This window comes from Metapseudomonas boanensis (assembly GCF_018704125.1).
Classification (GTDB): Bacteria; Pseudomonadota; Gammaproteobacteria; order Pseudomonadales; family Pseudomonadaceae; genus Metapseudomonas; species Metapseudomonas boanensis.
The window spans coordinates 70,313-84,290 of sequence record NZ_JAGTIS010000005.1; the positions used below are offsets into that span (position 1 = coordinate 70,313).

Annotated in this window: 11 protein-coding genes; 2 read left to right on the plus strand and 9 right to left on the minus strand. The window is 63.1% G+C overall.

The genetic code is table 11. From position 1 onward, the window contains the following. Positions 1-24: 24 nt before the first annotated feature. The 4 genes from J7302_RS11385 to J7302_RS11400 all read right to left on the minus strand — a co-directional run bounded on the left by J7302_RS11385 (position 25) and on the right by J7302_RS11400 (position 4,563). Positions 25-999 carry an NAD(P)H-dependent flavin oxidoreductase gene (locus J7302_RS11385; RefSeq protein WP_215374012.1) on the minus strand — a complete coding sequence of 325 codons (975 nt, stop codon included), beginning with the start codon at positions 997-999 and terminating at the stop codon, positions 25-27. A gap of 129 nt (positions 1,000-1,128) precedes the next feature. Next, positions 1,129-1,722, minus strand: coding sequence for a TetR/AcrR family transcriptional regulator (locus J7302_RS11390; RefSeq protein ID WP_215374014.1), 594 nt, complete (start codon positions 1,720-1,722; stop codon positions 1,129-1,131). Between the two features lie 107 nt (positions 1,723-1,829). Continuing rightward, entirely contained in the window at positions 1,830-2,930 is a 1,101-nt protein-coding gene (locus J7302_RS11395; protein WP_215374016.1) for an acyl-CoA dehydrogenase family protein, read from the minus strand. A 25-nt stretch (positions 2,931-2,955) separates the two neighbouring features. After that, the gene (locus J7302_RS11400) at positions 2,956-4,563 is read right to left on the minus strand and encodes a GMC family oxidoreductase (protein WP_215374018.1); all 1,608 of its coding nucleotides are present in this window, start codon (positions 4,561-4,563) and stop codon (positions 2,956-2,958) included. 160 nt (positions 4,564-4,723) lie between these two features. Between J7302_RS11400 and J7302_RS11405 the strand changes: the two genes are divergently transcribed. Together J7302_RS11405 and J7302_RS11410 are read left to right on the plus strand one after the other, a co-directional pair. Next, on the plus strand, positions 4,724-5,044 hold the full coding sequence (locus J7302_RS11405) for a 2Fe-2S iron-sulfur cluster-binding protein (RefSeq protein ID WP_215374020.1): 321 nt from the start codon (positions 4,724-4,726) through the stop codon (positions 5,042-5,044). 184 nt (positions 5,045-5,228) lie between these two features. Beyond that, the gene (locus J7302_RS11410) at positions 5,229-6,434 is read left to right on the plus strand and encodes a cytochrome P450 (protein ID WP_215374022.1); all 1,206 of its coding nucleotides are present in this window, start codon (positions 5,229-5,231) and stop codon (positions 6,432-6,434) included. A 37-nt stretch (positions 6,435-6,471) separates the two neighbouring features. Here the strand turns inward: J7302_RS11410 and J7302_RS11415 are convergent, their stop codons facing one another. From J7302_RS11415 to J7302_RS11435, 5 genes are all read right to left on the minus strand, one after another. Further along, the gene (locus J7302_RS11415; RefSeq protein ID WP_215374025.1) at positions 6,472-7,086 is read right to left on the minus strand and encodes a glutathione S-transferase family protein; all 615 of its coding nucleotides are present in this window, start codon (positions 7,084-7,086) and stop codon (positions 6,472-6,474) included. A gap of 68 nt (positions 7,087-7,154) precedes the next feature. Then, a complete protein-coding gene (locus J7302_RS11420; RefSeq protein WP_215374027.1) occupies positions 7,155-8,678 on the minus strand; it encodes a class I adenylate-forming enzyme family protein in 1,524 nt (507 codons plus the stop codon). A gap of 154 nt (positions 8,679-8,832) precedes the next feature. Then, complete coding sequence (locus J7302_RS11425; RefSeq protein ID WP_215374029.1) at positions 8,833-10,188, minus strand: DUF1329 domain-containing protein; 1,356 nt, start codon at positions 10,186-10,188, stop codon at positions 8,833-8,835. 42 nt (positions 10,189-10,230) lie between these two features. Then, a complete protein-coding gene (locus J7302_RS11430; RefSeq protein WP_251702018.1) occupies positions 10,231-12,726 on the minus strand; it encodes an efflux RND transporter permease subunit in 2,496 nt (831 codons plus the stop codon). Then, on the minus strand, positions 12,723-13,820 hold the full coding sequence (locus J7302_RS11435) for a WD40/YVTN/BNR-like repeat-containing protein (protein WP_215374031.1): 1,098 nt from the start codon (positions 13,818-13,820) through the stop codon (positions 12,723-12,725). Before J7302_RS11435 ends, J7302_RS11430 begins: the two co-directional genes overlap by 4 nt. Positions 13,821-13,978 lie beyond the last annotated feature (158 nt).

Genomic DNA, 13,978 nt, shown 5'->3' on the forward strand with positions numbered 1-13,978 from the left:
TGCTCCGGTGTTCTTGTTCTTTGGTTAGTTCTGGAAGCGCGCCAGGGACGCCTGCAGGTGCTCGCGCGCTTCAGCGACCATGCGCTCGAGCAGCTCGGCGCAGCCAGGGATGTCATCGATCAGGCCGATACACTGACCAGCAGTGATGATCCCGTCGTCGACCGCTCCGGACTCCAGTGCTGCTCGCCCGCGCACCCCGGCCACGAGCGGCCGCAGCTCCTCGAAGGCGACCCCTCCCTCGCGACGCTCCAGGCCCACCACCTCCTCCGAGATGGCATTGCGCAGCACCCGTGCGGTATTGCGCAGACTGCGGAAGATCAGCCGGGTGTCGCGCTCATCGGCATTCACCAGGGCCTGCTTGATCGCCTCGTGGATCGGCGCCTCACGGGTGGCGCAGAAGCGCGTGCCCATGTTCACGCCCTCGGCTCCGAGCGCCAGCGCCGCTGCCAGGCCTCGGCCATCGGCTATGCCGCCGGACGCGATCACCGGAATCGACAGGCGCCGCACGGCAGCAGGAATCAGCACCAGGCCGGGAATGTCTTCCTCCCCCGGGTGACCGGCGCATTCGAAGCCGTCAATGGACACTGCGTCGACACCGTTGCGCTCGGCCGAGAGCGCGTGGCGCACAGCGACGCATTTGTGGATTACCGTCAGGCCAGCGGCCTTGGCCTTGGCGATGTACTCACGCGGGTTGTTGCCCGCGGTTTCCAGCACGGGCACGCCGGCGTCGATGATGGCGTCCAGGTACTGCTCGTAGGGTGGCGGATTGATCGACGGCAGCAGGGTCAAGTTGACCCCGAAAGGCTTGTCAGTGAGCGCGCGGCAGCGCGCGATCTCGGCGCTAAGCGCCTCGGGAGTCGGCTGGGTCAGCGCAGTGACGATACCCAGACCGCCGGAGTTGGAGACGGCGGCGGCCAGCTCGGCGCGCCCCACCCACATCATGCCGCCCTGGATGATCGGATAGCGGATTCCCAGCATTTGCGTAATACGTGTCTTCATGCCTTCAGCCATCTGCTTGGTCCAATGGTCGGAAGGCATGGTCCCGTATCGCCAGGAGCTCGGCATCGTCGCTTACGACGAATCTGTGGAGAGGGCTACACCGCCGCGCCCAGGCGCGGCGTGCTGGGGTCAGAAGGCGTAGAGGAAGACCTTCAAGGTCTCGATGAAGGCCTGTTCGTCGGTCATAGGGTTGGCCTTGACCGCTTCGGCCAGGTGGGGGAATTCCTGCTCGTCGAACTCGGGCATTGGTGAGGCACCGTTAGCCCGACTCATGGCGCCGATCAGAGCGGAACCATAGGTGAGTTTCTCCACCCCCTCGATGACCACCATGCGGCGCTCGGCGGGGATGTCGTAACGGTTTACCCAGAAGTCGTAGTACTTGAGCATCAGGTGCCGCGGGAAGAACTGCAGGAGCAGCGGCGCCGCCTTGGGGTGACGCAGGATCGAAGCGCGTACGGCGACTGCCAGCTCGATGAGTTGCTCACGCCAGTCACCCTTGTCGCGCATGTGCGGGATGATCGCCTCGATCTGGATCATCCGGGCGATCTCCTCGAGCATTTCCGACTTGCCCTTGAAGTGGTAGTAGAGCGATGGCGCCTTGACCCCAAGTTTGCGCGCCACCAATTGCACGGTGAGGCCCTCGATGCCCTCGTCGTCCACCACTTCCAGGGCGGCGCGCACGGCCAGTTCCTTCGAGATGATCGGTTTGGAAGGTCTTCCCAAGTGACATGCTTCCTTTGAATGTTTCGCCCGGCGCACCCAGGCACCGGGACGGAGTCGATTGACAGCCCGATTCGACAGCCAGAGGCCGCCAGCGACCCGGCATTCTATCAGGACGCGCTGCGACGCAGGACGTCGTATCTGGCAAGGTGAAAGTCACGCCCGCCAAATTCACGCTCCAGCAACGTCACCCGGCGGAAGTACCGGCTGATGGCGACTTCGTCGCACATGCCCATGCCGCCGTGCAACTGCACTGCCGCCTGACCGATGAAGCGGCAGGCTGTGGCCACCACCACCTGCGCCGACGACGATGCCCAACCGCGTCGCTCTGACTGCGCTAGGCTGAGAGTGGCCAGGCGCGACGCCGAACTGGCCTTCACCAAGTGAAGGTACATGTCCACCAAGCGATGCTGTAGGACCTGGAAGGACGCCAGGCGCTGGCCGAACTGGCGGCGCTCACCGAGGTAAGCGCGGGTCTGCTCCAACATCTGCGCCAGTGCCCCGCGGGCCTCAGCGCAGAGTCCTGCCACGGCAATGTCGCGCGCAGTTTCCAACTCGTCCAAACCTCCCCCCTCTACACCTAGCAGGGCATCCTCAGACAGACGCACGTCACACAGTTCGAGGTCCGCTGCACAGCCGCCATCCACGGTCGGGCAGGCAGTGACCCGCAACCCCGGTGTGTCGCGGGACAGCAGGAACAACGAGAGGCCCACGGCGTCGCCGGGCTCGCCCGAGGTGCGTGCTGCCACCAGGAAGTGGCTGGCTAGAGGACCGGCCTTGACCATGCACTTACGGCCATCGAGTCGCCACTGGCCTTCGCTTTTGCGTGCAGCCAGACCGATGAAACTGAAGTCGTAGCGCATCTGGGGCTCGGCCCAGGCCAGCACCGGAATAGCCCGACCGCACCCAAGGTCTTCTCGCACGACCTGCGCCAAAGCACTCCGTCCGCTTGCGAGCAGGTGTCCTGCGACCATCAGTGCTTCCAGAAACGGCTCGCGCGACAACTCGCGGCCCAACGCCTCCATCACCAGGGCGTGCTCGACATGTAGCGTTGCCCGCCCCGGTGCCGGCAGCAACTCGCCCAAGCCCATCTCGTTGATCAGACGGCGCCAGAAGGCGCCCCCCGCCTCGTTGTCTTTGGGTGCTTCGCGCAGGAAGCGCCCGAGGTTGTTCTGCAGCAATTGCTGCTCGGTGCTCAGTGAGAAGTCCATAGCGGCCTCGTCGCTGGGGACGGCATCAGCCGTCCGGGTTGCCAAGGATCAAGTCGGCGGCGCGCCAGGCCATCGCCATGGTCGGTCCGTTGGTGTTGCCCGCAGGGATCTGCGGGAAGATCGACGCGTCCACCACACGCAGGCCTCTCACACCCCGTACGCGCAGCGCCGGGTCGACCACCGTCTCGGCATCATTGCCCATGCGGCAGCTGCCCACCGCGTGGTAGCCACAACTGCCGTGCTTGTCATAGGCGTCGAGGATCTGCTCCTCACTGACGCAATGTGCACCCGGAAAGGTCTCCTCGATCACGTAGTCCGCCAGCGGCGATTGCGCGACGAACTCCCGGGCCAATTCGAGGGTTCGGACCATAAGCCGGCGGTCGTGCTCGCTGGCACGATAGTTGGGCGTCAGCTGCGGCAGCTGGTGTGGATCGCGGCTACGGATATCCACCGAGCCACGGGAGTCTGGTCGTAGCGGGTAGGCCACCATGCCCAACCCAGGGTACTTTTCCAGGGTCTGCCGATGATTGGAGTAGTCGAAGGTGAAGGGCGCCACCAGGAATTGGATGTCGGGGCGCGGCACGCTGGCGTCCGACTTCAGCCAGGCGCCGATCTCGTAGGCCGCAGAGGACATCGGACCACTGCCGCGCAACACGTATTGCAGGGTGTTCTTCAGCAGGCGCAGGCCGGCGTACTCGCGGTTATCCGAGAGCTCCTTGCTCAAGCGCCACTGGGGCAGTATCCCGCGGTGCTCGATGAGGTTCTGCCCGACTTGCGGATTGTCGTGGACGACCTCGATACCCAGACGCTCCAGCAGCGCACGCGGCCCGACCCCGGAACGTTGGAGAATGCCCGGTGAAGCCAGGGCACCGCTGGCCAGGATGACTTCGCGGCGGGCGCGAATACTGCCCTCGCGCGAGCCACCCGGCGCCAGACTCACACCCACCGCGCGGCCGTCTTCGAACTCAACGCGATCGACGGTGGCGTTGCTGATCACTTCCAGGTTGGCGCGGTCACGGACCGGATCGACGAAGGCCTTGGATGCGCTCTGCCGGCGTCCGTTCCAGATCGTACGCGAGGCGTAGCCGACGCCAGGGGCGTCGTCGGGGTCGTTAACGTCGTCCTTGCGCGGCAGGCCCAAACGCTCTCCGGCGCGGATAACCGCTTCGGTGAGCGCGCTGCGTCGATCCGGCAGGCTCAAGCGCAGTGGCCCGGCGTCGCCCCGCGTGGGTGCAGCACCCAGCTCGTGGTTCTCCAGAGCGCGGTAGGCAGCGGCGATGTGCTTCCACGACCAGTCCGGGCTGCTCTGGGCAGCGATTTCATCGAAATCGGCGGGCTGGCCACGCACGTACATCATGCCGTTGATGCTGCTGGAGCCACCCATAAGCCGACCACGTGCCCAGACTTCCTCGCTGAAGGCATTGCCGGCCTCCGGCTCCGCCGGGTACAGCCAGGTGCACTGCGGATCCTGCATTACCTTGGCCAGGCCCTTGGGCATCTTCACGAAATAGCTGTCGTCCTTGCCCCCCGCCTCCAGCAGGGCGACACGGACGCCGGGGTCGGCGGACAGCCGGTGGGCCAGCACGCAACCCGCAGCCCCCGCGCCGACGATGATGTAGTCGAATTCAGCCATGGCGCTCTTCCACTCTTCTTGTTGTGTAAGTCCCTTTCGAGGCGGTCGGTCGTACACGACGGCGACCACGGACAGTTGACACTTGCCCGAAGGATTTATCTAATCTATTTAGATATTACCAAGTGGTCAACACAGACAACAACAATGAGGAACCGGCACCATGATCACACTCACCTTCGTACAGCCTGACGACAGCAGGACCCAAATCCAGGCATCGTCTGGCGCCAACCTGATGGAAGTCGCCGTTGCTCACGGCATAGACGGCATCCTCGCCGACTGCGGTGGCAACCTTGTCTGCGGCACCTGCCACGTCGTCGTCCCCGAGCGTTTCCAGGCCCTGCTGCCAGAGCAAAGCGACATGGAGCGGGACATGCTCGACTGCGTGCCCTTCCCGCAGCCGTACACCCGCCTGTGCTGCCAGATCACCCTGGAAGCGGCCCACGACGGCCTCGAACTACAGATTCCGCTCGTCCAGCGCTGAGCCCAACTCCACTTTTCCAACCTTGCGCAACACTCGTCCAATGGTCCGAAGGAGTAAGCATAAATCTAATAACGTTAGTTTTATTTGCAATTAAACCATGCCGCCCAGGAACCATGACGCCGTTCCAACGCCTGGCCCCGGCACCACTGACAACTAGAACCAGTGCCCTGGTAAGGAATCGACCATGCAAAGCTCCCCGCGTCCCGAACACGTCGAAGAAGACTGCCTATTTGACTTCGACATGTTCAACGTCACCGGCTCCGACGAGCCGGTGGAAGATCTTCACGAATCCTACGCGCGCCGCTTGCACGCGGAGGCCCCGGACGTTTTCTACACCCTGCGCAACGGTGGCCACTGGGTCGTCACCCGCTACGACCAGATTTCCGAGGTGGTGCGCGATCCCGAGCACTTCTCCGCATCGGAACAGCAGATTCCGCGCATCGAGAACCCGCCGGTGTTCATCCCGCTTAGCCTGGACCCGCCGGCCAACCTGCCCTACCGACAAGCCCTGATGCCTCACTTCTCGCCGAAGAACGTCAAGGCCCTGGAGGAAAAGATCCGCTACTGGGCCAATCGACTGATCGACGAAGTGCAACAGGAAGGCGCTTGCGAATTCACCCAGTCGGTCTCTTCGGCCTTCCCGGTATCGATCTTCATGGAGCTGATGGGCATGCCGCTGGAGCGCCTACGCGAGTTCCGTGAGCTGTCCGACCGTTTCTTCTCCACCAACGTGCAGGAAGAACTGCACGCCCTCGGCGGGCAGATCATCGGCATCATGACCGAGCTGATCGAAGCCAAGCGCGTCAACCCGGGCGAAGACCTGATCAGCTACCTGGTGGGGGTGGAAATCGAGGGCCGGCCGATCCGCCTCGACGAGATCCAGAATATGTGCTTCCTGCTGTTCCTCGGCGGCATGGACACCGTCGCCAACGCCACCGCCTTCACCTTCCGCCAGCTGGCCCGCGACCCGCAAATGCAGGCGCGCCTGGCGGCCGATCCGACGCTGATCCCGGCGTTCGTCGACGAGGGCCTGCGCTGCTTTGGCATCATCAGCACGCCGCGCATGGTGGCTAAGGACTGCGAGCGCTTCGGCATGCGCTTCAAGCAGGGTGACATGGTCCTCTGCCTGCTGCCGATCTCCGGTCGTGACGAACGCAAGAATACGCGCCCCCACGAGTTCGATCTGGACCGGGCCAAGCGCGAGTCACTGACCTTCTCCACCGGCGCCCACCTGTGCCTGGGGCACTTCCTCGCCCGCGCCGAGATGCGCATCCTCACCGAGGAGTGGCTCAAGCGCATTCCAAACTTCCGCCTGGCTGCCGGCACGACTCCGCGCTATCGCATGGGCTACGCCCTGGCCCTGCTGGATCTGCCCTTGCAGTGGGGCTAGCACCCAGTCCTGGCGGCCTCGGCCGCCAGGACTGGTTTCAGGCTCCGACGGCGCGCGCTCGGACCAACGCCGGACGCGCCTTCAGACGCTCCAGATAAGCGGCAAGGCGCGGCGGATAGTGTTCGGCCAGGCCGAACAGCTCACCCAGCAACAGGCCGTAACCAACCGAGATATCCGCCACCGTCAGAGTCTCGCCGCACAGATACGGCGAGTGTTCCAGCGCCTGTTCCAACACTGGAAGGCGTTGCAGCATCTGCTCGCGATAGTCCTGCGCCACCGCCGGCACCCGCTGCTCACGCGGCAGGAACATCGAATAGCGCAGCGCCGTCGCCAGGGGCACGGCCAGGGACGTCTCGCCGTAGAAGGTCCAGTCGAGCATCGCGCCGTAGAGCGGCGAGTCGGCTTCCACCTGGCAACGACCGTCGCCGTAACGGCTGGCCAGGTACAACAGGATTGCGCAGGACTCGCGCATCTGCACGGCGCCGTCGACCAGGAAAGGCACGGTGCCATTGGCATTCACGTCCAGGAATTGCGGTTGCTTCAGCCGCGCCGGATAGGCGACCAGCTCCAGTTCATGAGCCAACTCCAGCTCCTCGAGCAGCCACAGGCAACGTAGCGAGCGGGTGTCCTTGCTGTGATACAGGGTGATCATCGTGGGTTTCCTCCAGGCAAAAAAAACCAGCCAGCCACCGTGGGCATGGCTGGTATCAGGCGTCGAACTCAGCGAATGCGCGGAAGGCGCAGGTGCGCGTCGGCGTACTGCTCACGCAGTTGCGGTTTGGCGATCTTGCCGGTGGCCAGGCGTGGCAGTGGCTCGGCAGTGCAGACCATGTAGCGCGGCACCTTGTAGCTGCTTAGGTGCGTGCTGCAGTGTTGCAGCAGCTCCGGGATGTCGCCGGCCTGCGGGCCGTGGATGATGGCCAGCGGGGTCTCACCGAAGTTGTCGTCGTGGGCTGCGATCACCGCCACTTCGTGGACCCCGGGGTACTCGGAGATCACCCGCTCCACCTCGGCGGCGGAGATATTCAGGCCACCGGAGATGATGATGTCCTTGATACGGTCGAGCATGGTCAGCAAGCCCTGCTCATCGAGCACGCCCAGGTCGCCGGTGCGCACCCAGCCGTCGACCACGGTGGCGGCGGTGGCCTCGGGGTCGTCCCAGTAGCGCACCATGGTGCCCGGTCCCTTGATGACGATTTGTCCCGGGGTGTTAGGCGGGCAGAATTCGCCTCGCTCGTCGATTACCGCCACGCGGGTATAGATGGAGCCACGCCCGCATTTCTCCGGATGGGTGATGGAGGCCTGGTCAGTGTTGAAGGTGGCCTGCCCACCCACTTCGGTCTGGCCGTACAACTGGCGCAGCAACACGCCCTTCTCCAGCCAGGTTTCCAGCAATTGCCGCGAAACCCTCGCGCCACCTACCAGGCAGTAGTAGAGGCTGCTGAGGTCAGCGTCGCGGAAGCCCTCGCAAGCAGCCATACGCTCGAAGAAGATCGGCGTGCCCATCATGGTGGAAATGCGCTGGGTGACGATGGTGTCCAGCGCCCGCTCGGCATCGAACGCCTGCTCCAAGAACACGGTGCCGCCATAGGCCAGGTACTGCATCAGCACCACGTAGCCGGCCGACGTGCACAGCGGCGCGAACAGCAGGATGCGTGCAGCGCTGAAGGCACCGGGGCGGGCTAGGCAGGAATCGGCTACGTAGCCGGACATGGTGCGATGCGACAGCACCACGCCCTTGGGCCGGCCAGTGGAGCCGCTGGTGGGAATGATCACCAGTTCGGTATCCAGGGGAATGTCGTCAGTTGCGAGGCGGCCTCTGGGCGGAGTGTGGCGCAGGCGTGCCAGCTCGGCCAAATCGAACACGCGGGCACCAGGAATCTGATCGCCGATCTTGCCCACCAGTTCGGCGCGTTCGTCATCGTGGAAGATCGCCTTGGCGCGATAGCGGTCCACCAGCAGGTAGGATGCCTCGCTGAAGGTGAAGCGAGGGTTGACCGGAGCCAGGATAGCGCCGGCGAGCATCGCCGCCTGGCTCAGCACCACCCACAGCAGCGAGTTACCGGCCATCACCCCGACGCGATCGCCACGCTCCACGCCCTGGTCCACCAGCCATTCGGCAGCGGCTTCGCTCCAGGCGCGCAGCTGGGCGTAACTGACCTGTTCGTCGCCCACCACCAGCGCGGGCACGTCCGCGCGTTCCACCGCCCACCAGTTGAAGGTCTCGATAAGCGTACCGGACATCGTTTCGTTCCTCGCAGGCACCCTCCACGGGCACCCGTTCTTGCAAGACTGGATTAATCCGCGGGGCATGGCCCCGCGTACTTCGGAGAGAGTTCGGTGCGGCAGCCAGCGGTCTGCCGCACCTATTTGCGCCCCGTCCCGGAGCGCCGTCAAGCTAGCGCGTGGCGGTGCTGGCAATGCCGCGCGGGGTAAACATTTCGGGGCGCCGCACTTCCTTGTAGAACTTGACCTCCGCCGGCTTACCGGACGACTTGCCCATCCAGGTGAATGCGTAGCTGCCGCGGTTGAAGTCATAGAAGCCGTAACTTCCGTTGGAGACGCCGCCGAGTCCGGTGTACTCGAATATGGGATAGGTGAACCCGACACGGTGCAGAGCACCGCTGTGATCATAACCCTCGGTGGCCAGCACCACCCAGGAGTCCTCGTCGAGGAAGTAGCGGCGCGTCTTGTATGCGTGCCGCGTGTCTGGTTTGAGCTCGGCTTCCACCACCCAGACCCGGTGTTTTTCCCAGCGAACGAAATCCGGATTCAGGAACTTCTGCCCAAGCACATCCTTGTAGTTGGATTGCAGGATCTTGTAGCTGTTGTAAGGCAGGATAATTTCCTGGCGGCCGACGAGCTTGTAATTGAAGCGATCCATGCGCCCGGAGAAGAGGAAAACCTCGTCATAGAAGGTCGCGCCACCAAAAGTCGTGGACGGGATATCGTAGGTGTAGTTGGGCGCAACCCGGACGCGGCGCTGGCCCGGATCGTAGAACCAGGCCAGAGTTCCGCCAGAACCGTAGTCCAGGCGCTCCTTGCGTAGTTGCGCATAGCCCGCGACGTTGGCAGGCGCACTGGTCACGATGTTGGCCATATCGGTCAGACCGACATTATCTGCATTCTGCAGTTTCGGCTCATAGATGACATTGGCCTTGTGCATAGTGCCTTGAGGCAACAGGGAAACAGCTCCACGCGAGTCGACCATATAGGAACCGGCACTCAACTCGAGGTAAGGGATGTAGGTGAAATACCGGTTCCACAGCGCCTCATAACCGGTCTTAGGCGCGGGGAAGGGAATGCCGGCGAACGCATTCTCGAGTCGGTCGCCCTCCACTGTGCCACCCAGCTTTGCCTGGCCAACATGCTCGGCCGTGTTCTTCAGCACAAAGTCCGGCCAGTGCATGCTGCGATGGGTAGGGTAGACATCGACTCGATAGTCGGGAAAACGCTCGAAAAGGCTCCGCGTCCCCTGAGTGAGCTGATCCTTGTAATCCGCCAGGTTCTGATTGGTGATGCTGTAGAGCGGTTTCTCACTGCCATAAGGGTCGATGTAGTTGCCATCCCCTGCGTATCCGGCCGGTGGCGTGGTGATACCGCCGGTATAGGCGGGAATGCTGCCATCGGCATTGGCGCCCTTGATCGCGCCAAAGGGGGTCAACTCTTCAGCGACGGCGTGCACCGTCCCCACCGTGACAGCGGCTGCCAGGCCCAGCGTGGTCACTTTCAGTTTCCAATCTCGCACTTTCATTATTGTTCTCCAGTTGGCGCTTTTATTGTTGAACCGTCGGCTTCACTGAACTTCCGGGACCGTACCAATCCGTTCCGAGCCTGTACGCAATCGTTCTTGCCCTTTTCCATCGGGCATCAGGGTCTTCTCCACGACATCGTTTTCCACCGAGCGGGAATCCGAATTCTCGAATTTCCGGTTGAGCAGGAGATAGGAAAGGGCCGGAATCAGCGCCAGGGCTCCAACCATGTTCCAGACGAACATGAAGGTCAGCAACCAGCCCATGTCCGCCTGGAACTTGATCGGCGACCAGATCCAGGTCACCACAGCCACCGAGAGCGTGATGCCTATTAGCGCGACGACCTTGCCGGTGAAATTCAATGCATTGCGATAGGCATCTGCCAGCGACAACCCCGCACGCAGGTGAGCCAATTGCACGCTCAATAGGTAGAGCGCGTAGTCCACACCGATCCCCACGCCAAGGGCCATTACGGGCAAGGTAGCCACCTTCAGACCGATGCCCAGCCAGACCATTAGCGCTTCGCAAAGAATTGTGGTGATGATCAGAGGAATTACCGCCACCAGCACAGCACGCCAGGACCGGAAGGTAATGAAGCACAGCAGGATTACCGCCAGATAGACCCAGAGGATCAGACGGTAGTGAGCATGCTGTACCATGTCGTTGGTCGCCGCTTCGATCCCCGCGCTGCCTGCAGCCAGAAGGAACTGGCGGTCCTCCGTGTCGTGCTCGCGGGAAAACGCCTGGACCAGCGCCACCACCCGCTCCAGCGTTTCCGCCTTGTGGTCAGCCAGGTAGGCGATGACCGGAGCGACCGAGTAGTCCTCATTGACCAGATCGGGATAGGTCACCGCGATCTGCGACGTGGCGTTGGTAGTCATCAGCTCATCGCGCGGAATGCTCATCCACTTCGGGTTGTTTTCCGAGTTTCCGGCAGTGAATACGCGGGTCAGGCTGCCCAGCGACACGGTCGTCTGGACGCCGGGCAGACGTCGCAGCAACTCCTCCAGACGGTCCATCTCCAGCAGGGTTTCGAAGCTGTTGATCTTGCCCGGGGCGGTCTTGACGATGATCGCGAACTGGTCGCTGGAGAGGCCGAAATTACGCGTAATGAAGGCGTTGTCTAGGTTATAGCGCGAGTCGGCGCGCAGCTCAGGGGCACCAGGGTCAAGATCCCCTATGCGCATGTCACGGCTCGCCAGGTAACCGATGACGACGAGGACCAGCGAGACCCCGAGTAATACCTTCGCTGGGCCAGGGCGGGTGAACAGCACCAGGAACTCCAGACGGCTCTGCGCACGCCCCTCGCGCAGGCTGCGCGCAGCCGCCCGAGGCGATACGCCGGAGTAGGACAGCAGCACCGGCAGCAGGATGAGGTTGGTGAAAATCAGTACTGCAACACCGATGCTGGCGGCGATGGCCAGGCCCTGGATCATCGGAATATCGATCATCACCAACACCGCGAAACCGACCACATCCGCCAGCAGTGCGGTGAGACCTGCCAGGAACAGGCGCCGGAAGGTGTAGCGGGCCGCGACGTAGCGATGGGTGCCGCGGCCCACATCCTGCATTACCCCGTTCATCTTCTGTGCGCCATGGGAGATGCCGATGGCGAACACCAGGAAGGGCACCAAGATCGAGTAGGGATCGATCACATAGCCCATCAGGTGAAAGATGCCCAACTGCCAGATCACGGCCATGATCGAGCAGACGGTTACCAGCAGCGTGCTCTTCAGGCAGCGGGTGTAGGCGAAGATGATGACCATGGCGATCAGCGCCGCAAAGACGAAGAACACCATCACCTTGTTCAGCCCGGCGATCAGGTCACCCACCAATTGCGGGAAGCCCACCACGTGGATACCAATCTTGTCGCTCTCGAAGGCGCGAATGCTGTCCAGTTGGCGAGCGAACTCAGCGGAGTCCACCGCTTTCCCCGTCTCGGCGACTCGTTCCAGCAGGGGTACGAACAGCAGGCTGGAGCGCGCATTGTTGGCCACAAGCGTGCCGCTGAGGTTGCCGCGCGCGACGTTACGCTCGAGCTGCTCCAGCGACGGCGCGGTCCCGTCGTAGTTCTCCGGCATCACCGGCCCGCCGACGAAGCCTTGGTCGGTGACTTCGGTCCAGCGGACCACCGGCATCCACAGCGACTTCATGTACACGCGGTCAACGCCGGGCAGCAGGTACACCTTGTCGTTGATCTCCTTGAGCACCTCCAGGTACTCGGGATCGTAAATATCGCCCTGCTTATTCTCCACCACCACGCGCACGGCGTTGCCGAGCCCGCCAAGGGAGTCAGCGTTGTCGAAGTAGTTGAGGATGAAGGGGTGCGACTGCGGGATCATCTGACTGAAGTTGGAGCCAACCGTCAACCGCGCGGCCTGCCAGCCCAGCAGGAGGGTTGCCAGCAGCGACAGCAGGATCACCAGACCCCGGGAATTGAAGATCACACGCTCGGCCAGGTCGCCGCTGCAACGGTCGAAGGCCTCGACGGTCGCGACCACCGGCATATTCTTCAGGCGAGATACATCAACCTTCATCATTGCTTACCTTCTTGCGATTGCAGCTTGTCCGTCGAATCCCGGGTTATCCCCTGGATACTGGCGAAAACCAGGCGTCCGGGTAGCCTGGCGACATCGGTGTAGAGCATCGGCGCCCGCGCCGGCTGCAGGCTGGATTCGTGCAGGTCCGCCGCGATCGACAGCACTTCCCCGCCGGCGCTGATGGCTATGAAACGCTGCGCCTGCGGATCAAATTCGATTCGGGTGACCAGTTGGGTCAAGGGCGTGGACAGGGCAGCCCAGCTCTCCCCCCGGTTGTGGCTGGCGTAGAGCACACCCCCGAGGCCGCCGGCCAGCACCACGTCGCCATGCCCGGCAATGCTGAAGAACGAGCCCACGTGGCCGGTGGTTACTGGGCGGAAGTGGCGCTCGCGGACATCGGCCTTGAACACGACGCCCTGTTCAGAGGCGATGAACAACTGATCGCCTACCTGACCAATGGCATTGAGGTGCAGGAAGTCCGGGTTGTCGATCTCGTGCAGCGCGGGTCGCCAGTGCTGACCGCCATCCTCGCTGGCGACCAGCATGCCGAACGGACCGCTGGCCAGGCCATCGTTGGCGCCGCTGAAATGCACGCTGAGGAAGGGCAGCACCGGTCCGGTGCCTAGATTCGTCTCCAGCTGCTGCACCAAGCCATCGCGCACCTGCTCATCAAGCCCGGAATTCTCGCGATAGTAACGAGTGAGTTGATCGAGCGCCTGGCGCCCATCGAGCTGCTTGGTCCAGGTATTACCGCCGTCGCTGCTGGCCAGGATCACACCGTCCTGGCCCACCACCCAGCCCTGCTGGGACGAAACGAACGACAGATCGAGCAGATCGGAGCCGACCGGCGCCTGGACCTGACGCCAGTGAATACCACCGTCTTCGCTGAGCAGGATTACGCCTCGCATGCCGACCGCAATCAGCTTGTCACCACCAAGACTGGCCAGCGCCTGTACTGGCAGGCTGTCGAGCGCCTCACGATGCAGCAGCGCCGGAGTATCCAGCGGATCAGTGAAGCCTTGGGCCAAGGCCTGATAGGCAGGCTCGAAAGAGGTGGCAAGACAGACCACCAGGGCACCGGCGAGCTGCCGCACCGGGGAGAAGCCTGCCCTGCTTCTCCGCAACCGCGTATTACCGGGTTTGTCTTCAGAGCATGTCAGGCCACACATACTGGATTCCTTCTTATTGTTCCACGGCCAGCCCTCTCGAGGACCCGACCTGGTTGATTCGATTCTTAGGGATCTCGCCCCCA

Excerpts from the sequence above, each read along its gene's own strand:
- J7302_RS11385 (WP_215374012.1), bottom strand. The coding sequence starts at position 999 with ATGAAGACACGTATTACGCAAATGCTGGGAATCCGCTATCCGATCATC.
- J7302_RS11395 (WP_215374016.1), bottom strand. The coding sequence starts at position 2,930 with ATGGACTTCTCACTGAGCACCGAGCAGCAATTGCTGCAGAACAACCTC.
- J7302_RS11400 (WP_215374018.1), bottom strand. The coding sequence starts at position 4,563 with ATGGCTGAATTCGACTACATCATCGTCGGCGCGGGGGCTGCGGGTTGC.
- J7302_RS11405 (WP_215374020.1), top strand. The coding sequence starts at position 4,724 with ATGATCACACTCACCTTCGTACAGCCTGACGACAGCAGGACCCAAATC.
- J7302_RS11410 (WP_215374022.1), top strand. The coding sequence starts at position 5,229 with ATGCAAAGCTCCCCGCGTCCCGAACACGTCGAAGAAGACTGCCTATTT.
- J7302_RS11415 (WP_215374025.1), bottom strand. The coding sequence starts at position 7,086 with ATGATCACCCTGTATCACAGCAAGGACACCCGCTCGCTACGTTGCCTG.
- J7302_RS11420 (WP_215374027.1), bottom strand. The coding sequence starts at position 8,678 with ATGTCCGGTACGCTTATCGAGACCTTCAACTGGTGGGCGGTGGAACGC.
- J7302_RS11425 (WP_215374029.1), bottom strand. The coding sequence starts at position 10,188 with ATGAAAGTGCGAGATTGGAAACTGAAAGTGACCACGCTGGGCCTGGCA.
- J7302_RS11430 (WP_251702018.1), bottom strand. The coding sequence starts at position 12,726 with ATGATGAAGGTTGATGTATCTCGCCTGAAGAATATGCCGGTGGTCGCG.